This window comes from Streptomyces sp. NPDC005803, from assembly GCF_040630435.1.
GTDB lineage: Bacteria > Actinomycetota > Actinomycetes > Streptomycetales > Streptomycetaceae > Streptomyces.
Genome location: NZ_JBEXXO010000023.1, coordinates 20,804 through 39,132, shown reverse-complemented (window position 1 = coordinate 39,132; position 18,329 = coordinate 20,804). Strand labels below are relative to the sequence as shown.

Sequence of the window (18,329 nt, the reverse complement as noted above, 5' to 3'; positions counted from 1 at the left end):
GAACCCGCCCCGCACAAGGTTACCGAGTGCCGGGGCGGGCCCGACCACCCCTGTGGACAAGTGCCTCCCGGCCCGCGTTCCCGGGGGCCCGGGAGACCGGCCGGTGCCGCTCCGGCTACTGCCGGATCGACCAGCCCCGCTCGCGCAGTGCGGCGGCGAGGGCCGGGGCGGCGCTCGGTTCGACCATCAGCTGGACCAGGCCGGCCTGCTGGCCGGTGGCGTGCTCGATCCGTACGTCCTCCACGTTGATCCCGGCCCGGCCCGCGTCCGCGAAGATCCCGGCCAGCTCGCCGGGGCGGTCGCTGATGAGCACGGCCACGACCTCGTACGAGGAGGGGGCGGCGCCGTGCTTGCCCGGCACCCTGACCCGGCCGGCGTTGCCGCGGCGCAGGACGTCCTCGATGCCTTCGGTGCCCTTGCGCCGCTCGTCCTCGTCGCGGGACTGGAGCCCGCGCAGCGCGGCGACGGTCTCGTCGAGGTCGGCGGCGACCCCGGCGAGGACGTCGGCGACGGGGCCGGGGTTGGCGGACAGGATCTCCACCCACATCCGGGGGTCGGAGGCCGCGATCCTGGTGACGTCCCTGATGCCCTGGCCGCACAGGCGCACCGCGGTCTCGTCGGCCTCCTCCAGACGGGCGGCGACCATCGACGAGATCAGCTGCGGGGTGTGGGAGACGAGGGCGACGGCCCGGTCGTGGGCGTCGGCGTCCATGACGACGGGGACCGCGCGGCAGAGCGCCACCAGCTCCAGCGCGAGGTTGAGGACCTCGGTGTCGGTGTCGCGCGTGGGCGTCAGGACCCAGGGGCGGCCCTCGAACAGGTCGGCGGTGGCGGCGAGCGGGCCGGAGCGCTCCTTGCCGGCCATGGGGTGCGTACCGATGTACGGGGTGAGGTCGACGCCGAGGGCTTCCAGCTCGCGGCGCGGTCCGCCCTTGACGCTGGCCACGTCGAGGTAGCCGCGGGCGACGCCGCCGCCCATGGCGGTGGCGAGCACGGTCGCGGTGTGGGCCGGCGGTACGGCGACGACCGCCAGGTCGACGCGGCCCTCGGGCGGCTCGTCCGTACCGGCTCCGAGGGCGGCCGCCGTGCGGGCCGACTCCGGGTCGTGGTCGACGAGGTGGACCGTGATGCCGCGCCCGGCGAGGGCGAGGGCCGCGGAGGTGCCGACGAGGCCCGTTCCGATGACGACGGCGGTTCTCACTGGGCGATGTCCTTGCGAAGGGAGGCGGTGGCGCCGAGGTAGACGTGGGCAATCTCGGACTTGGCGAGATACGTCTCGACATGGGCGAGGATCCGCACGACCCGGGGCATGGCTCCTGCGATGTCCAGCTCCTGGGCGCAGATCAGCGGTACGTCGACGATACCGATGCCGCGCGCCGCGGCGGCCGGGAAGTCGCAGTGCAGATCGGGTGTGGCCGTGAACCAGATGCTGATCAGATCGTCCGCGACCAGGCTGTTGCGCTCCAGGACGGTGGTGAGCAGGGCGCTGACCCGCTCGTCCATGTGCCCGGCCTCGTCCCGTTCCAGCTGGACGGCTCCGCGGACCGCTCGTACCGCCACGTCGTGCTCCTTGCCTGTGCCTGCCGCGTCTGCGCTTGCGTTTCAGCCTAGAGGGGCGGCGCCGTCCCGTGCCGGGGCGCCCTGTCCGTGAGACGCGGCGGTGGCTCCGCGCGGCCGGGACTCAGGCGCTGCCGCCCGGGCGGGGCGCACGGCCCTCGCGTACCCTCCCCGCATGATCTCCCCCGGCGACGAGGCTCTGGTCCGCGATCACACGGTCTACTCCTGTGTGATGGGCTCGCGCGCCTTCGGGCTCGCCACGGACGGCAGCGACACCGACCGGCGCGGGGTGTTCCTCGCCCCGACCCCGTTGTTCTGGCGGTTCGACAAGCCTCCGACGCATGTCGACGGGCCGGCCGAGGAGCAGTTCTCCTGGGAGCTGGAACGGTTCTGCGAACTGGCGCTGCGGGCCAACCCCAATGTGCTGGAGTGCCTGCACTCGCCGCTGGTGGAGCGGCTCGACGCGACCGGCCGTGAACTCCTGTCGCTGCGCGGGGCGTTCCTGTCCCGCCAGGCTCATCAGACCTTCGTCCGGTATGCGCTGGGGCAGCGCCGGAAGCTGGAGGCGGACGTCCGGCAGTACGGGGCGCCGCGCTGGAAGCACGCGATGCATCTGCTGCGGCTGCTGGCGAGCTGCCGGGATCTGCTGCGCACGGGAGAGCTCACGATCGACGTGGGCGCGGCCCGGGAGGAACTGCTGGCGATCCGGCGGGGCGAGGTCGCCTGGCCGGAGGTGGAGCGGCGCATGGCGGGACTGGCCGAGGAGAACGACGCGGCGGCCGCCGTCTCCCCGCTGCCGGCGGAGCCCGACCGGGCGCGGGTCGAGGACTTCCTGGTGCGGGCCCGGCGGGCGTCCGCCCTGGCCGCGCGGCCGGCCGGGGAGGGTTCGGCCGGCTGAGGCCGGGAGAGGCGGGGCGGCTCAGCCGGCCGGGCGCAGCCGCGCCCGCACCACCAGGTCGTGCAGGGCGTCGAACCCGCTCGCCGTGTCCGGGAGGCCCGATTCCGCCTGCGCCTCGTCGAGCGTCCGGTGCAGCGACCCGATGTCCCGGGCCGCCGCGGCCCGGTCCACCCCGTCCGCGCCCCCGTGCTCGGCCGCGGCCTTGGCCGTGATCAGCGCGGGGACGTAGGAGGGCGCCGGGACCCGGGTGAGCAGCGTCGGCAAGTGCGCCAGCACCTCGCCGCTGCGCATCAGGTGGACGCCGGTGAGCAGCGCCCGGAACGTGTAGAGGAGCGGCTTCAGTTCGCCGGTCCTCTCGAAGAGCCGCCACTGGGTGTTCGCGAAGCCCCGGTAGTGGTGGGCGTGGTTGCGGGTGAGGACGTGGGGCGCGAGGGCCACCAGTTCCGCGTGGAGGGCCGTCGTGTGCACGACCAGGGGCGAGAGGAGCTGCTCCAGGACGTAGCCGTTGGGCTTCAGCATCAGCCGGACGAACTTACGCAGGTCGTGGGTGACGAGGTCCATCTCCACCCCGTCGCCGTCCCACATCCGCGAGCAGGTCTCCTCGGGCTCCCGGAGCCCGACGAGGTCCTCGGCCGGCAGGACGTGGACCCCCCGCAGGTCCACATCCGAGTCCCGGGACGGGAACCCGTACAGGTGCGCCCCGGAGACCGTGGCGAACAGCAGCGGATGGCGCTCCCCTGCGAGGACCGGGCCGAGGTCGGTGACCGGCAGTCCGGCGTCCTGGAGGAGAGTGGTGTCCACGCGCATGGCCCAAGCATTGCAGAGTGTCAGGCATCCCAGAGCGCCCCCAGGGACAGCAGGTCGCTGCGGTACTCGATCCGCTCCGACCACTCCTTGGGCCAGGCCGCAGAGCCCAGGTGCGCCCCGGCCAGCGCACCGGTCAGACAGCCGAGCGAGTCCGAGTCGCCCCGGGTGCAGGCCGCGCGGCGCAGGGCGGTGACGGGCTCTTCGGGGAAGAGCAGGAAGCAGTGCAGGGCCGTGGCGAGCGCCTCTTCGGCTGTCCAGCCGTCGCCGGTGCTCTCGCAGGGGTCGGTCTCCGGGGACGGGTGGCGCAGGGCGTCCTGGACCCGGGCCAGGGCGGTGAGGCACTCGTCCCAGCCGCGCTGGATGTACAGCTCCGGGGAGGCGTCGCCCGCGTGACGCCAGAGGTCGCCGAGCCAGCGGGTGAGGTAGCGGTTGCTGTTCTCGTACGCGTAGCTGCGCAGCTGTCCGATCAGCCCCATCGGCTCCGCGCCCTGCGCCAGCAGGTACACCGCGCGGGCCGTCAGGTCGGACGCGGCGAGAGCGGTCGGGTGGCCGTGGGTGAGGGCGGCCTGGAGCTGGGCGGCGCCGGCGCGCTGTTCCTCGCTCAGGCCGGGGACGAGTCCGACGGGTGCCACGCGCATGTTGGCGCCGCACCCCTTGGAGCCGGTCTGGCTGGCCTCCTGCCAGAGGCGGTCGCTGTCGAGCATCCGGCAGGCGGTCATGCAGGTGCGGCCGGGGGCTCGGTTGTTGTCGGGCGAGTGGTACCAGTCGACGAACTCGTCGCGCACCGGTCCCACCAGCCGCAGCGGGGTGAGCAGGCCCCGGTCCATGGCGGTGCGGATGCCGCGCCCGAGGGCCAGGGTCATCTGGGTGTCGTCGGTGACGATCGCCGGCTTGGGCAGCCGCATCTGGCGCCACGGCCCGCACGTGGCGAGGATCGCCGGCACGTTGTTGAACTCGGTCGGGAAGCCCAGCGCGTCGCCGAGCGCGAGTCCGGTGAGCGCGCCGGTGGCGGCCTGTTTGGTGAGGGTCCTGGTCACGATCATGTGCTTCTTCCTTCCGGTCGCAGGAGTGGGGGGTGCAGGGCGGTGGCGGCGCCCGCCCGGTACAGGGCGGCCGGTTTCCCCCGTCCGCCCGTCCGGCGCGGTGATCCCTCCGCGGCCTGGACGAAGCCGGGCGTGGCGAGGACCTTGCGCCGGAAGTTGGGCCGGTCCAGCTCGACGCCCCAGACCGTCTCGTACACCTGCTGGAGCTCTCCCAGGGTGAATTCGGGCGGGCAGAACGCGGTGGCCAGGCAGGTGTACTCGAGCTTGGCGCCGATCCTGGCGCGGGCGTCGGTGAGGATGCGGTCGTGGTCGAAGGCGAGCGTGCCGAGCCGCCCGGCGTCCCACCACCGGGCGCTGGCCGCGTCGCCGCCGCCGCGTGGTTCGGGCAGATCGGGTACGAGGGCGGCGTAGGCGACGGAGACGACCCGCATCCTCGGGTCGCGGTCCGGATCGCTGTAGGTGCGCAGCTGTTCCAGGTGGAGGGACGGGACGGTCTCCTCGGTCAGCCCGGTCTCCTCGGCCAGCTCCCGGCGGGCCGCGGTCCCGGCGGACTCGCGGGGCAGCACGAAGCCGCCGGGCAGCGCCCAGTGGCCCTGGTACGGATCCTCGCCGCGTTCGACGAGCAGGACGTTCAGCCGGGACTCGCGGACGGTGAAGACGGCGAGGTCGACGGTGACGGCGAACGGCTCGAAGGCGTGCGGGTCGTAGCCCTCGGGGGCGCCGGCGTTCATCGCCGTTCCGGGAGGGGTGCGGCGAAGTCCCAGCCGTCGGCGAGCAGGGTGTCGACGGCCGTGACGGCCGCGGCCAGCCGTTCCTGCCGGCTGCCGGTGACCTCGATGAACGTCCGTCCGGTACGGGTGAGTTCGGCCCGGAAGCGGTCGGTCATCCAGGGCCGCAGCTCCTCGCCGTCGCGCAGTCCGTCGTCCTCGAAGGCGACGCCCTCGTGGTCGGTGAGCAGCCACAGGTGATGGGTGACCCGGTCGGCCGTCCGCTCGACGAGGGGGTTGCGGCCGCCGACGTACCGCTCGTGCCACACGGTCGTGGCGAAGGAGTCCGTGTCGCAGACGAGCAGCGGGGAGCCGGTGCGGGCCGCGGCCTCCTCCCGGGCGTTCTGGGTCTCGGCGATGAGGGGGAAGTCGTGGGTGGTGAAGGAGACGTCCTCCCACTGGGCGTCGGGCCACCGGGCGCGCAGCTCGGCGAGTTTCCGCTCGCTGAACTCGCGTCCGTACTCGGCGACGTAACCGGTGTGCGCCCAGATGCCGCCGCGCCGCCGGTAGTGGCCCGTGAGGTCGCGGGCCAGGGTGGTGGTGCCGGTGGACTCGGCGCCGAGGACGACGACCCGGCGGGTGAGCGCCGCTCTGACCGGCGGTTCGAGGAAGTCCCAGCAGCCGGCCGGGTCCGCCCGGACGGCGGTGCCGGAGACCGGGAAGACCGTGCGGCCGGGGTCCACGCAGACGGACTCGGCGCCGAAGCGGCGGGCCAGTTCGTCCCCGTACGACTCCGAGGTGAAGACGGCGTCCACGCGTTCCGGCACGGCCCCGGTGAAGACGGCCATGTGGGCGTCCCAGATCGCCGGGTCGTGGAGATCCATCCGGGTGTCGTCGACGGCCCCCACCACCGTCACGTCGGGGTGCACCTCCCGCATCCAGGCGACCCGGTCCGCCAGCGGCACGGATTCCACCGAGGCGGCGCAGACCAGCACGGTCAGCCGCTCGCAGCGGTCCCGGGCGGTGCGGACGAGGTGGTGGTGGCCGGCGTGCGGCGGGTAGAACTTCCCGAGCACCAGCCCGTGTGCGAAGCGCTTCATGCCACGGCCTCCACGGTCTTGGGGGCGTGGGCGGTGAGGTCCCGTTTCCAGTTACGCAGGCCGATCAGGCACAGCGTCAGGAAGCCGGCGTACAGCAGCGAGGTCAGGTAGAGATCCTTGTACGCGTACAGCGGGATGTAGACCACGTCGGCGGCGATCCACAGCCACCACGACTCGACGAGCTTCCTGCACTGCCCGTAGGTCGCCGCCAGCGACAGGGCGGTCGTCAGGGCGTCCCAGAAGGGCACGGTCGAGTCGGTGGCCCGGTCGAGCAGGACGGTCAGCGCGAGGGTCCCCACCGCCCCTGCCGCGAGCAGCCCGGCCCATTCGGTGCGGCTGGTGCGCCGCACCGGCAGGCCGTCCGTCCCTGGTCCACCCCCGTGGGTCCAGGTCCACCAGCCGTACGCGGCAAGGGCGATGAAGACGATCTGGAGGCCCGTGTCCGCGTACAGACCGGACTGGGCGAACAGCAGGATGAAGAAGACGTTGTTGGCGATGCCGATGGGCCAGTTGGCGAGGTGCTGGCGGGCCACGAGCCAGACGCACAGCGCCCCGCTGCCGAAGCCCAGCACCTCGGTCCAGCTGACCGGCGTGTCCAGGACCGTCACCAGGGGTTGCCGCAGGGGATCGAGTACGTCCGCGAGACTCACGCCCGCCTCCTTCTTAATAGTCACTCTGACTATAAAGGGGAATCGGGGGCAGCAAAAGGCCCGCGGCCGGTTCCTGTCCGGAAATCGAAATCCGGGAACCGGCCGCGGGCCGTGAGCGGTGTGCGGGGCGGTCTACAGACCGACCTCGCGCATCAGCATGCCCACTTCGGTGTTGGTGAGCCGGCGCAGCCAGCCCGACTTCTGGTCGCCCAGCGGGATCGGCCCGAACGACGTGCGCACGAGCCGCTCGACGGGGAAGCCGGCCTCGGCCAGCATCCGGCGGACGATGTGCTTGCGGCCCTCGTGGAGGGTGACCTCGACGAGGTAGTTCTTGCCGGTGTTCTCGACGACGCGGAAGTGGTCGGCGCGGGCGTACCCGTCCTCCAGCTGGATGCCGTCCTTGAGCCGCTTGCCCAGGTCGCGCGGGAGCGGGCCCTGGATGGCGGCGAGATAGGTCTTCTTCACGCCGTACTTCGGGTGGGTGAGGCGGTGGGCCAGCTCGCCGTGGTTGGTGAGCATGATGATGCCCTCGGTCTCGGTGTCCAGCCGGCCGACGTGGAAGAGACGCGTCTCACGGTTGGTGACGTAGTCACCGAGGCACTGACGGCCGTCCGGGTCCTCCATGGAGGAGACGACACCGGCCGGCTTGTTCAGCGCGAAGAAGAGGTACGACTGGGTGGCGACGGTCAGGCCGTCCACCTTGATCTCGTCCTTGTGCACGTCGACGCGCATGCCCTGCTCGACGACGATCTGGCCGTTCACCTCGACGCGGGACTGCTCGATGAGCTCCTCGCACGCGCGGCGCGAGCCCATGCCGGCCCGGGCGAGGACCTTCTGCAGCCGCTCGCCCTCCTGCTCGGCGCCCGGGTGCGTCTTGGGCGTCTTGATCTCGGGCTTGTCCGCGTACCTGTCGCGGTTGCGCTGCTCGATCTTGGCGTCGAGCTCGCGCGGGCGGGCCGGGGCGCCGTACGGAGCACGACGGCCGCCGCTCTTGGAGCCGCTCGTCGCGGCCTTCGGGCCGCCCTTGGCGCCGCCGCGGGCCGCCGCGCCGCGGCCCTTGCGGGTGCCGCCGTCGCCGCCGGGCTTGTCGTTGCCCACGTCGTAGCGCCGCTCCTCGGGACGGGGGCGGCGGGGGCGCTGCTCCTGCTTGTCGTCGCGCTCGGAGCCGGAGACCCGGGGGTTCGGGTTGCTGTTCCGGCCGGTGCCGCTGGTGTTCCTGGGGGCGCCGCTCCTGCCGCCACCGCTCCTGCCGCCGCCGCTGCCGCTGCTGCTGCCGCTGTTCCTGCCACTGCTTCGCATCAAAAGTCCGTCTTGTCGTCTGCGTGAGTATCCGGGGTGTCCGGTGCGTCCGGATCGAACGACGGCACACCCTCTAGCGTCTCGGCCTCGATCGCGTCCGCCTCGGGGAGGAAGGGCGCGAGCTCCGGGAGCTCATCCAGGCCACGCAGGCCCATCCGCTCCAGAAAGTAGTTCGTCGTCCTGTACAGGATCGCACCTGTTTCGGGTTCCGCGCCCGCTTCCTCGACCAGCCCCCTCTGCAACAGGGTCCGCATGACCCCGTCACAGTTCACGCCGCGCACCGCGGAGACCCTCGACCGGCTCACCGGCTGGCGGTACGCGACGACCGCCAGCGTCTCCAGCGCCGCCTGCGTCAGACGGGCGTGCTGGCCGTCCAGGACGAAGCCCTCGACGGCCGGCGCGTACTCCGGGCGCGTGTAGAAGCGCCAGCCGCCCGCGACCAGCCGGAGGTCGAAACCGCGGCGCTGGACGGTGTACTCGTCGGCCAGCTCCCGCAGCGCGTCGGCGACGGCCCGCCGGGGCCGCTCCAGCACCTTGGCCAGGTGCTCCTCGGTCGCGGGCTCGTCGACGACCATGAGGACGGCTTCGAGGGCCGGCTTGAGATCCAGGTCCGCGACGGCGGAGCCGGTGATGTCCTGCTCCGTCATACCGTCCCGTCCTGCCGCTCGCTCATACCGTCCCGTTCGCTCGCCTTCACGTCCCGCTCGCTCGCCTTCACGTCCTGCCGCACGTCGTGCACGCTCTGTGCCTCCTGGTCGAACTCGTCCGTCACGGTGGGCCCGGCCCCCTCTCCCCCGGCCCAGCGCACCATGAGCTCGCCGAGCGCCTCGTCCTGGTCCAGCGCGACGGCCTTCTCCCGGTAGAGCTCCAGCAGGGCGAGGAACCGCGCGACGACCGTGAGGGTGTCCGTGGCGTCCTCGGTCAGCTCCCGGAAACTGATCTCCCCCGCCTCCCGCAGCCGCTCCACCACGATCGCGGCCTGTTCGCGCACGCTGACCAGGTGGGCGTGGATGTGGTCGACGTAGACCTGCGGTCGGGGCTTCGGCTGCATCGCCTTCACGGCGAGCCGGGCGAAGCCCTCGGCCCCGATGCTGATGACGACGTCGGGCAGCAGTTCGGCGTGGTGCGGCTCCAGCCCGACGGTACGGGGATAGCGCCGGCCCTCCGATACGAGACGGGCGCTGAAGATCTCGGCGATGCGCTTGTACGCGCGGTACTGCAGCAGCCGCGCGAAGAGCAGGTCCCTGGCCTCCAGGAGGGCCAGGTCGCCCTCGTCCTCCACCTCCGCGGCGGGCAGCAGCCGGGCGGCCTTCAGGTCGAGCAGGGTCGCCGCGACGACCAGGAACTCGGTGGTCTGGTCGAGGTCCCAGTCCGGTCCCATGGCCCGGATGTGGGCCATGAACTCGTCGGTGACCTTGGACAGGGCGACCTCGGTCACATCCAGCTTGTGCTTGGAGATGAGCTGGAGCAGCAGGTCGAACGGACCTTCGAAGTTCGCCAGCCGGACGGTGAAGCGCCCGTCGTCGGGAGGGGAGGCGGGGGCAGGGGCAGGGGCAGGGGCAGGGGCAGGTGGCCGCGCGGCAGAAACGCCGTCAGCGGAAGCTTCGGCGGCGGCGTCTGCCACGGCCGACGACGGGACAGCCTCCACGGCCGGCTCCGCGACCGGCTCCGGAGCCGTTTCAGGAGCCGGCTCCGCGACCGGCTCGGGAGCCACTTCCGGGGCCGGCTCCGCGACCGCCTCAGAAGCCGGGAGGACGTCCTCCACGACCCGCCCGCTCCCGGGCACGGGCCCGCCGCCCGGCCCGCGGCCCAGGGGGCGGCGGGTGGTGCGGGCGGGCTGGTCGGGTGTCGGCATGGAGATCCAGGGTGCGGCGGGACACGGGCGGCGGGCGGCGGCCCGTACGGGACGGGGCGCGCCGCCCGGCGGGCGGCCGCCCTCCCGGGCAGGCTACCGGCGTCGCACCGGTCAGCGGCCGCGCAGGCGCCGTACGAGGATGCTCGCGTCGCCCCGCGACTCCAGGTCCGCCAGGACCACGGCGACGGCCTCACGGACGATCCGTCCGCGGTCGACGGCCAGTCCGTGCTCGCCGCGCAGCACGAGCCGCGCGTGTTCGAGGTCCATCAGTTCTTCGGCGGAGACGTAGACCGTGATCTTCTCGTCGTGGCGCTCCCGGCCGCTGGGCCGTCGGTTCGCCCCGCGTCCGCCGCCCCGTCTGCGCTGCTGCTGCACGACGGGGGCGGGAACCGGTTCCTGCGAGGACGGCGGCTGGGGGCGGCGTCCGGCCTGTGCGGCCACCGCGACGCGGTCGTTCTCACCGCCGCGGCTGCGCGAGTCTCCGGCGTCGGCGTCCGCCGTGGCGTGGTGCTCCTCCTGCGAGGAGGGGGCCGTGCCCGCGGAGGCCTCGGAGCCCTCCCCCGCCGTGCCGTCCCCGGAATCCCCGTCGCCGGCCGGAGCCGGCACCCGGGTCTCGCCGTTCGCCTTGCGCCGCCGCTCCGCGGGGGACGAGGACTGCAGCCCCATCCCCCCTGTGGTACGGAACAGTTCGTCGGCCCCGGGCAGACTCACTCGGCGTGACACCGGGCGAGCACCTCCCTGGCGAGCTGGCGATAGGCGGCGGCACCGACCGAGTTGGAGGCGTACGTGGTGATGGGCTCGCCGGCGACCGTGGTCTCCGGGAAGCGGACCGTGCGCCCGATGACCGTGTGGTAGACGTGATCGTCGAAGGCCTCGACGACGCGCGCGAGGACCTCACGGCTGTGCACCGTGCGGGAGTCGTACATGGTGGCGAGGATGCCGTCCAGCTCCAGCTCGGGGTTGAGCCGCTCCTGGACCTTCTCGATGGTCTCGGTGAGCAGTGCCACACCGCGCAGCGCGAAGAACTCGCACTCGAGCGGGACTATCACCTTGTGCGCCGCCGTCAGGGCGTTCACGGTGAGCAGGCCGAGCGAGGGCTGACAGTCGATCACGATGTAGTCGTAGTCGGCCATGAGCGGCTTCAGGGCGCGCTGGAGCGTGGACTCGCGGGCGACCTCGCTGACCAGCTGGACCTCGGCGGCCGACAGGTCGATGTTGCTCGGCAGCAGGTCCATGTTGGGCACGGCGGTCTTCAGGAGGACCTCGTCGGCCGCCATGCCCCGCTCCATGAGCAGGTTGTAGACGGTGAGGTCGAGCTCCATCGGGTTCACGCCGAGGCCGACCGACAGGGCTCCCTGCGGGTCGAAGTCGACGAGCAGGACGCGCCGGCCGTACTCGGCGAGCGCGGCGCCCAGGTTGATGGTCGACGTGGTCTTGCCGACGCCGCCCTTCTGGTTGCACATCGCGATGATCTTCGCGGGGCCGTGATCGGTCAGCGGGCCGGGGATCGGGAAGTAGGGCAGGGGCCGGCCGGTCGGGCCGATCCGCTCGCGGCGCTGCCGGGCGGCGTCGGGCGCGAGGGTGGCCGCGTACTCCGGATCGGGCTCGTACTCGGCATCGGGGTCGTAGAAGTGCCCCTGGGGCGCTTCGTCGAAGTCGGCGAGGCGGGCGGTGTCCCGGCCGCTCTCGTTGCCGGCCATGGCGTTCACGTGTAGGCCGTCCATCATCTGGGGGGCTGTCGTCATGTGCTGGTGGGTGGCGAAGGTGCGGACAGCGACGGAGCCGACAGCCTCCAGCCCGTTCGGGCCCTGGCCCCGTGCAGGCATCCCTGGATGAACACCCCCGGGAGTAAATGTCGACTCATTCACAAGTCGTCTTACCTCCTTGGACGTGACCAGGAAACTTATCGATAGGTCAGCGTGGCACCATGCCGACGATTGGCGACTCTATGGCGTGTCACCGGTCCGCAGCAACACAATCCGCCGGACCCGGCCCGATGTGTCGGCAATCGAACACCCCGCTGTCAAGGGCGCGCAGTCCCTCGGGCACACTTTTCACGGGGGCACGAATCGGTTAAAGGGTTACGTTCGAGGCGAGTTGCACGGGGCCCCGGACAGGCCCCTCACGCGTGCGGCCGGACCTTGCTGAGCAAGGTCCGGCCGCACGCGTGAGGTTGACGGGAAGCGTTGACCCTCAGCCCAGCAGCGTGCTCAGCTCGACGTGGTCGAGGCCGTGCGCCTCGGCCACCTCGCGGTAAACGACCTGTCCGTCATGGGTGTTGAGACCCTTGGCGAGCGCGGCGTCCCGGCGCAGCGCCTCGGCCCAGCCGCGGTTCGCGAGCTCCACGATGTAGGGCAGCGTCGCGTTGGTGAGGGCGTACGTCGAGGTGTTCGGGACCGCGCCCGGCATGTTGGCGACGCAGTAGAAGACCGAGTCGTGAACCATGAAGGTCGGCTCGGCGTGCGTCGTGGGGTGCGAGTCCTCGAAGCAGCCACCCTGATCAATTGCAATGTCGACAAGTACACTTCCGGGCTTCATCTTGGCGACGAGCTCGTTGCTGACCAGCTTCGGGGCCTTCGCGCCGGGGATCAGCACGGCGCCGACGACCAGGTCGGCCTCGACGACGGCCTTCTCCAGCTCGAAGGCGTTGGAGACGACGGTCTGCACCTTGGTGCCGAAGATCTTGTCGGCCTCGCGGAGCTTGTTGATGTCCTTGTCGAGCAGCGTGACGTGGAAGCCGAGACCGACCGCGATCTGCGTGGCGTTCCAGCCGGAGACGCCACCGCCGATGACGACGGCCTTGGCGGCCGCCGTGCCGGGGACGCCGCCGGGCAGCACACCGCGGCCGCCGACCGAACGCATCAGGTGGTACGCGCCGACCTGCGGGGCCAGCCGGCCCGCGACCTCGGACATCGGGGCGAGCAGCGGCAGCGCGCGGTTCGCGGTCTCGACGGTCTCGTAGGCGATGGCGGTGGTGCCGGACTCCAGCAGCGCGTCCGTGCACGCGCGGGAGGCGGCGAGGTGCAGGTACGTGAAGAGGGTCTGGTCCTTGCGGAGGCGGTGGTACTCCTCGGCGACCGGCTCCTTGACCTTCAGCAGCAGGTCCGCGGTGGCCCACACCTCGTCGGCGGTGGGCAGGATCTGAGCCCCGGCGGCGACGTACTCCTCGTCCGGGATGGAGGAGCCGGCCCCGGCGTTCTCCTCGACGACGACCTGGTGGCCGTGGCGGACGAGCTCGTGCACACCGGCAGGCGTGATCGCCACGCGGAACTCGTTGTTCTTGACTTCGCGGGGGATGCCGACCTTCACGTCGATCACGGTCCTTGGCTCAGATGGTTACCCGGGCATAGCTATACATACCCGGATAGACGCAGCGTAAATGGAGACACCGCGAACACCCGCGGCAAAGCCAGTCTAATGAAGGGCTTCGCGCTGTCTAGCCTTACAAAGCATTAATTTTCTGTCGCAACACTACGGATTTCGTAGGCTGCGCTCTCCTCGCCCAGCAATCTCTCGGCCGCCCCCCTGTGCAGACCGGCGGCTGCGGGGTCGCCGAGGCGGTCGAGGGTGTCGGCCAGCCGGAGCTCCAGCGCGGCCTGCAGCCGCACGTCCTTGGCCTGGCGCGCCCACTCCACGGCTTCCCGGCACGTCTGCAGCGACTCCTGCGGACGGCCCGCGTACTCCTGGACCCGGGCCACCTCGCTGACCGCCCGCGCCTGGGCGGGCAGATCGCCGAGCCTGCGGTAGCCGGCCGCCGCCGCCCGCCAGTTCCGCAGCGCCTCGCCGTACCGTCCCGCGTAGGTGTGGACGGTGCCGAGGCGCCCGTAGAGCCGCGCCTCGTCGGCCCGCTCACCCTGGGTGAGCCGCTGGGCGAGCGCCCGTCCGTACCAGTCGGCGGCCCGGTGGAAGTCACCCAGCTCCACGTAGGCGCCGCCCACGGATTCCATGGCGCGGCCGGTGGCGTACGGATCCTTCGCGGCCCGTCCGGCGTCCAGGGCGGCCCGGTAGCGGGCCAGCGCCTCCCGCGTCCGGCCGGTCCCGGCGTCCAGATCGGCGAGGTTGAGCAGGGCGGCCGCCCGCTCCCGGGGCAGATCGCGCCGCTCCGCGACCGCCAGCACCAGACCGTGCAGTCCGTAGAGCTCGGGCGCGGCCGCCTGGGTGCCCTCGTGCGCCGCCAGCGCCCGCACCAGCGCGGCCACCAACCGCCGTGCCAGGGTGTCGAGTTCACCGTCCTCGACGGCGATCCGGGCGGAGGCGAGCAGCGCGGGCCTGCGGCTTCGCAGCCAGGCGGCGGCCGCGTCGGGGCCGGGGAACCGCAAGGAGCGCGGCAGCCCGGCGAGCTTGCGCCTGGCCGGGGCCCCCTCCGGTTCGGTGACCGCCCGGCAGGACTGGAGCAGGCGCACGGTGCGCTCCAGCATCCGGGCCCGGGCGAGCTGGATCTCGGCCGGGCGGTCCAGGTCCTCCAGCAGCGCCCTCAGCATCCCGGCGAGGCAGCCGGGCACCTCGTACTGCTGCTGCCCGGCCCCGTCGCCGCGCAGCAGCCCCAGCCGTACGAAGTCGTCGAGGGTGGTCCGGGCGGCCGAGACGGAACATCCGGCCAGCGCCGACGCGGTGTGCGCGTCGGCGAGCCCGGCCGGAGCGAGGGAGAGCAGACGCAGTATCCGGGCGGCGGTCGGCGGCAGTGAGTCGTGGACCAGCCGGAACGCGCGTGCCAGGGGGCGGGCGCCGGCCGGCTGCCCGATGTCGTCCGGCAGTTCCCGCAGCCGCTTGGTGACGTCGGCGACCGAGGCCGTCGGACGGTCGGCCAGCCAGCCTCCGATCATGATCAGGGCGGCCGGCTGCCCGCCGCACTCCTGCGCCAGGGTCTCGGCCGTCAGCGGGTCGACGGTGATCCTGACCTGGCCGATCGCACGGGCGAGCAGTTCGACGGCGGACCCCGCGTCCAGGCCGCCGATGGTGCAGGGCCGGACGCCGGGGATGCCGGTCAGCGGGCCCTGCGCGGTGGCGATGACGAGACAGTCCGGGTTGTCCGGCAGCAGCGGGTCGACCTGTTCGGCGTCGGGGGCGTCGTCGAGCAGGAGGATGCCGCGGCGCACGGCGAGCGCCTCGCGGACCATCTCGGACAGTTCGTCCGCGTCCGCGCCGGGCGGCCCGGTCACTCCCAGTCCGCGCAGGAGCTCGCGGGCGGCCCGCTCGGCGGGGACGGGGGTACCGCCCGGTTCGGTGAGCCGGACGCGGAGCAGTCCGTCGGGATAGTCGCCGGTGGCGAGCAGCCGGCGGGTGAGTTCACCGGCCAGTGCGGTACGGCCGGAACCGGGGCGTCCGGCGATCAGCAGGACCCGGGCCCGGCCGCTCTTGCGACCGGCCATGGTGTCCAGACCGGCCCTCTCGATATCGGCCCGCAGTTCCTTCAACTCGCGCTCACGGCCGAAGAATCGGGGTGGTTCGACGGCAGCCGGCTCCTCGGTCCCCGCTGCCTCGGCCGGGCCGCTGGTGTCCACCGCCTGATCCGTCACGGGCCACGCTCCACTTCGCTGCACGCGTCGCCCCGCCGGAAGTCCGGTCAGGGCATTCAGAGCGTAGTTCAGGCGGGTGGACGAACCGGGTGGAGCGCGACGAGGGGTCCCCCGATCGGATCAGCATCTTTTCCGACCGGGGGAGGTGAGCGTGCGTCAGCAGTGAGCGGCGCGAACGCGAGCGTGGACGGCTCCGTCGGGCCGCTCAGGCAGCCGGGCCGCTCAGGCCGCTCAGGCCGCTCAGGCCTCGAACGGCCGGGCGGGCCAGGGGGCCTCCGCGGCTCGCAGCGAGTCGGGACCGTCGCCCGCGAGCACCGCCGCGAGCGAGAGCACGCCCACCACCAGGCAGTTGTTGTGCAGGTCCCCGGCGAGGACGCCCCGCACGAGGTCCTGGAGCGGCACCCGGGCCAGCTCCATGTCGGCCTCCTCCTCGGAGACGGCGAAGCGCTCACCGTCCGCCTCGGAGATGTCGCGGGCGAGGAAGATGCGTACGGCTTCGTCGCAGCCGCCGGGCGTCGTGTAGACGTCGGTCAGCACCCGCCAGTCCTCGGCCTTGACGTACGCCTCCTCGTAGAGCTCCCGCTGCGCGGCGTGCAGCGGGTTCTCGCCGGGCACGTCGAGGAGTCCGGCCGGGATCTCCCACAGCTTGTGGCGCACCGGGTGGCGGTACTGGCGCAGGACGAGGACGCGGTCCTCGTCGTCGAGCGCGAGCACGGCGACCGAGCCGGGGTGGACCTGGTAGTCGCGGCGCGCGATCGTGCCGTCGGGCATCTCCACGTCGTCGGTGCGGACGCTGGTCTTGTTGCCCCGGAACGGCGTCTCGGTCGCGGTGACCGGCCATTCCTCGGGCGTGTCCTGGAAACCCATCTACGTCCTCCCACAAAAAACAGTGACCGGGGTACGCGTCCTCGAAGGACTCGTACCCCGGTCAACCGTAACGCCTGCGGGCGGCGCGTTACTTGCTCGGCGTGGCGCCCGTTTTGCGCGCGACGGCCGCCTTCACCAGGCCCGCGAAGAGCGGGTGCGGGCGGGTCGGGCGGGAGCGCAGTTCCGGGTGCGCCTGGGTGGCGACCAGGTACGGGTGGACCTCGCGCGGGTACTCGACGTACTCGACGAGCTTGTTGTCCGGGGACGTGCCGGAGAAGACCAGACCGGCCTTCTTCTCCAGCTCGGCGCGGTAGGCGTTGTTGACCTCGTAGCGGTGACGGTGGCGCTCGTCCACGTACGGCTGGTCGCCGTAGGCCTCACGGACCAGCGAGCCCTCGGCGAGCTTCGCCGGGTACAGGCCGAGGCGCATCGTGCCGCCCAGGTCGCCCGCGCCCTCGACGTACGCCAGCTGCTCCTCCATCGTCGAGATGACGGGGTGGGCGGTGGCGGCGTCGAACTCGGTGGAGTTGGCGTCGGGGATCTCGGCGAGGTTGCGCGCCGCCTCGATCACGATGCACTGCAGACCCAGGCACAGGCCGAGCAGCGGCACCTTGTTCTCGCGGGCGTACCGGATGGCGCCGACCTTGCCGATGACACCGCGCTCGCCGAAGCCGCCGGGGATGCAGATGGCGTCGACGTCGCCGAGCTGCTTCTTGGCTCCGGCCGGGGTCTTGCAGTCGTCGGAGGCGACCCACTTGACCTTGACACGGGCCTTGTTGGCGAAACCGCCGGCCCGGATGGCCTCGGTGACCGAGAGGTAGGCGTCGGGCAGGTCGATGTACTTGCCGACCAGCGCGACGGTGACCTCGTGGTCGGGGTTGTGGACGCGGTCCAGCAGGTCGCCCCAGGTGGTCCAGTCGACGTCGCGGAACGGCAGGTCGAGCTTGCGCACGACGTAGGCGTCCAGGCCCTCGGAGTGCAGCACCTTCGGGATGTCGTAGATCGACTTCGCGTCGGGGCAGGCCACCACGGCGGCTTCGTCGACGTCGCACATCAGCGAGATCTTGCGCTTGATCGCGGTCGGTACGTCGCGGTCGGCGCGGAGCACGATGGCGTCCGGCTGGATACCGATGTTGCGCAGGGCGGCGACCGAGTGCTGGGTGGGCTTGGTCTTGAGCTCGCCGGACGGGCCGATGTAGGGCAGCAGCGAGATGTGCACGACGAAGACGTTGTCCCGGCCGACCTCGTGGCGGACCTGGCGGACGGTCTCCAGGAACGGCAGCGACTCGATGTCACCGACCGTGCCGCCGACCTCGGTGATGACGACGTCGACGTCGTCCGTGGCCATGCGGCGGATGCGGTGCTTGATCTCGTTGGTGATGTGCGGGATGACCTGCACGGTGTCCCCGAGGTACTCTCCGCGCCGCTCCTTGGCGATGACCTGCGAGTAGACCTGGCCGGTGGTGACGTTGGCGGAGCCGTCGAGGTCCACGTCGAGGAAGCGCTCGTAGTGGCCGATGTCCAGGTCGGTCTCGGCGCCGTCGTTGGTGACGAACACCTCACCGTGCTGGAACGGGTTCATCGTGCCCGGGTCGACGTTCAGGTACGGGTCGAGCTTCTGCATGGTGACCCGGAGGCCGCGCGCCTTGAGCAGGGCACCGAGGCTGGAGGCAGTCAGACCCTTGCCGAGGGAAGAGGCGACACCCCCGGTGACGAAGATGTGCTTGGTCGTCGTGGATGTGGGCTGCATAGCCAAAGGGGGCTCCCGTGGTCGCGATCATGAGGTGCGTGCCGGCGATGCCGTCCGGAGAATCCGGAGGTGCCGTCGCTGCGGTTCGGGGGCCTCGTCTGCTGTCGCCGACGACCACCGGTCCACGGGCTACCAGGGTAACAGCGACGCGGGGAGCCTGCTTCCGGCCACTCCCGGCACACCCGGCACACTGGATCACCTCAGGTCGTTCACACCCCACCCGTTCGGCTCATCTCGGTTGTCAGGAGCGTCGCGCGGATCACCCGGACGCGTCGTATCC

Annotated in this window: 17 protein-coding genes; 1 reads left to right on the top strand and 16 read right to left on the bottom strand. The window is 72.0% G+C overall.

The window, feature by feature from the left end; all coding sequences use genetic code 11:
* Positions 1-115: 115 nt before the first annotated feature.
* Positions 116-1,201 carry a prephenate dehydrogenase gene (locus tag ABZ454_RS28545; protein ID WP_356322603.1) on the bottom strand — a complete coding sequence of 362 codons (1,086 nt, stop codon included), beginning with the start codon at positions 1,199-1,201 and terminating at the stop codon, positions 116-118.
* Positions 1,198-1,560 (bottom strand): chorismate mutase, encoded by a 363-nt coding sequence (gene aroH, locus ABZ454_RS28540; RefSeq protein WP_356322604.1) that lies wholly within the window; start codon positions 1,558-1,560, stop codon positions 1,198-1,200. Before aroH ends, ABZ454_RS28545 begins: the two co-directional genes overlap by 4 nt.
* 172 nt (positions 1,561-1,732) lie before the next feature.
* Between aroH and ABZ454_RS28535 the strand changes: the two genes are divergently transcribed.
* Positions 1,733-2,455, top strand: coding sequence for a nucleotidyltransferase domain-containing protein (locus ABZ454_RS28535; RefSeq protein WP_359542158.1), 723 nt, complete (start codon positions 1,733-1,735; stop codon positions 2,453-2,455).
* Positions 2,456-2,476: 21 nt separating this feature from the next.
* Here ABZ454_RS28535 and ABZ454_RS28530 read toward each other — a convergent pair whose 3' ends face one another.
* The 14 genes from ABZ454_RS28530 to ABZ454_RS28465 form a co-directional block, all read right to left on the bottom strand.
* On the bottom strand, positions 2,477-3,262 hold the full coding sequence (locus tag ABZ454_RS28530; RefSeq protein WP_359542155.1) for a nucleotidyltransferase domain-containing protein: 786 nt from the start codon (positions 3,260-3,262) through the stop codon (positions 2,477-2,479).
* A 20-nt stretch (positions 3,263-3,282) separates the two neighbouring features.
* Positions 3,283-4,305, bottom strand: a complete 1,023-nt coding sequence (locus tag ABZ454_RS28525) for an ADP-ribosylglycohydrolase family protein (RefSeq protein WP_356322607.1) — start codon at positions 4,303-4,305, stop codon at positions 3,283-3,285.
* On the bottom strand, positions 4,302-5,036 hold the full coding sequence (locus ABZ454_RS28520; protein ID WP_356322608.1) for an NUDIX domain-containing protein: 735 nt from the start codon (positions 5,034-5,036) through the stop codon (positions 4,302-4,304). The genes ABZ454_RS28525 and ABZ454_RS28520 overlap by 4 nt, the downstream gene beginning before the upstream one ends.
* A complete protein-coding gene (locus tag ABZ454_RS28515; RefSeq protein WP_356322609.1) occupies positions 5,033-6,112 on the bottom strand; it encodes an AAA family ATPase in 1,080 nt (359 codons plus the stop codon). Before ABZ454_RS28515 ends, ABZ454_RS28520 begins: the two co-directional genes overlap by 4 nt.
* Positions 6,109-6,762 (bottom strand): nicotinamide riboside transporter PnuC, encoded by a 654-nt coding sequence (pnuC, locus tag ABZ454_RS28510; RefSeq protein ID WP_359542153.1) that lies wholly within the window; start codon positions 6,760-6,762, stop codon positions 6,109-6,111. Before pnuC ends, ABZ454_RS28515 begins: the two co-directional genes overlap by 4 nt.
* Positions 6,763-6,894: 132 nt before the next feature.
* Positions 6,895-8,061, bottom strand: a complete 1,167-nt coding sequence (locus tag ABZ454_RS28505; RefSeq protein WP_359542151.1) for a pseudouridine synthase — start codon at positions 8,059-8,061, stop codon at positions 6,895-6,897.
* On the bottom strand, positions 8,061-8,708 hold the full coding sequence (gene scpB, locus ABZ454_RS28500) for an SMC-Scp complex subunit ScpB (RefSeq protein ID WP_356322612.1): 648 nt from the start codon (positions 8,706-8,708) through the stop codon (positions 8,061-8,063). Before scpB ends, ABZ454_RS28505 begins: the two co-directional genes overlap by 1 nt.
* Positions 8,705-9,916, bottom strand: coding sequence for a segregation/condensation protein A (locus tag ABZ454_RS28495; protein WP_359542148.1), 1,212 nt, complete (start codon positions 9,914-9,916; stop codon positions 8,705-8,707). Before ABZ454_RS28495 ends, scpB begins: the two co-directional genes overlap by 4 nt.
* 111 nt (positions 9,917-10,027) lie before the next feature.
* Positions 10,028-10,627 carry a hypothetical protein gene (locus ABZ454_RS28490; protein WP_356322617.1) on the bottom strand — a complete coding sequence of 200 codons (600 nt, stop codon included), beginning with the start codon at positions 10,625-10,627 and terminating at the stop codon, positions 10,028-10,030.
* Positions 10,624-11,742 (bottom strand): ParA family protein, encoded by a 1,119-nt coding sequence (locus ABZ454_RS28485; RefSeq protein ID WP_356322614.1) that lies wholly within the window; start codon positions 11,740-11,742, stop codon positions 10,624-10,626. Before ABZ454_RS28485 ends, ABZ454_RS28490 begins: the two co-directional genes overlap by 4 nt.
* Positions 11,743-12,109: 367 nt before the next feature.
* The gene (gene ald / locus ABZ454_RS28480; protein WP_356324768.1) at positions 12,110-13,225 is read right to left on the bottom strand and encodes an alanine dehydrogenase; all 1,116 of its coding nucleotides are present in this window, start codon (positions 13,223-13,225) and stop codon (positions 12,110-12,112) included.
* A 143-nt stretch (positions 13,226-13,368) separates the two neighbouring features.
* The gene (locus ABZ454_RS28475; RefSeq protein WP_359542143.1) at positions 13,369-15,432 is read right to left on the bottom strand and encodes a tetratricopeptide repeat protein; all 2,064 of its coding nucleotides are present in this window, start codon (positions 15,430-15,432) and stop codon (positions 13,369-13,371) included.
* A gap of 240 nt (positions 15,433-15,672) precedes the next feature.
* A complete protein-coding gene (locus ABZ454_RS28470) occupies positions 15,673-16,299 on the bottom strand; it encodes an NUDIX hydrolase (RefSeq protein ID WP_356324751.1) in 627 nt (208 codons plus the stop codon).
* An 88-nt stretch (positions 16,300-16,387) separates the two neighbouring features.
* A complete protein-coding gene (locus ABZ454_RS28465; RefSeq protein WP_356324749.1) occupies positions 16,388-18,049 on the bottom strand; it encodes a CTP synthase in 1,662 nt (553 codons plus the stop codon).
* Positions 18,050-18,329: the final 280 nt, after the last annotated feature.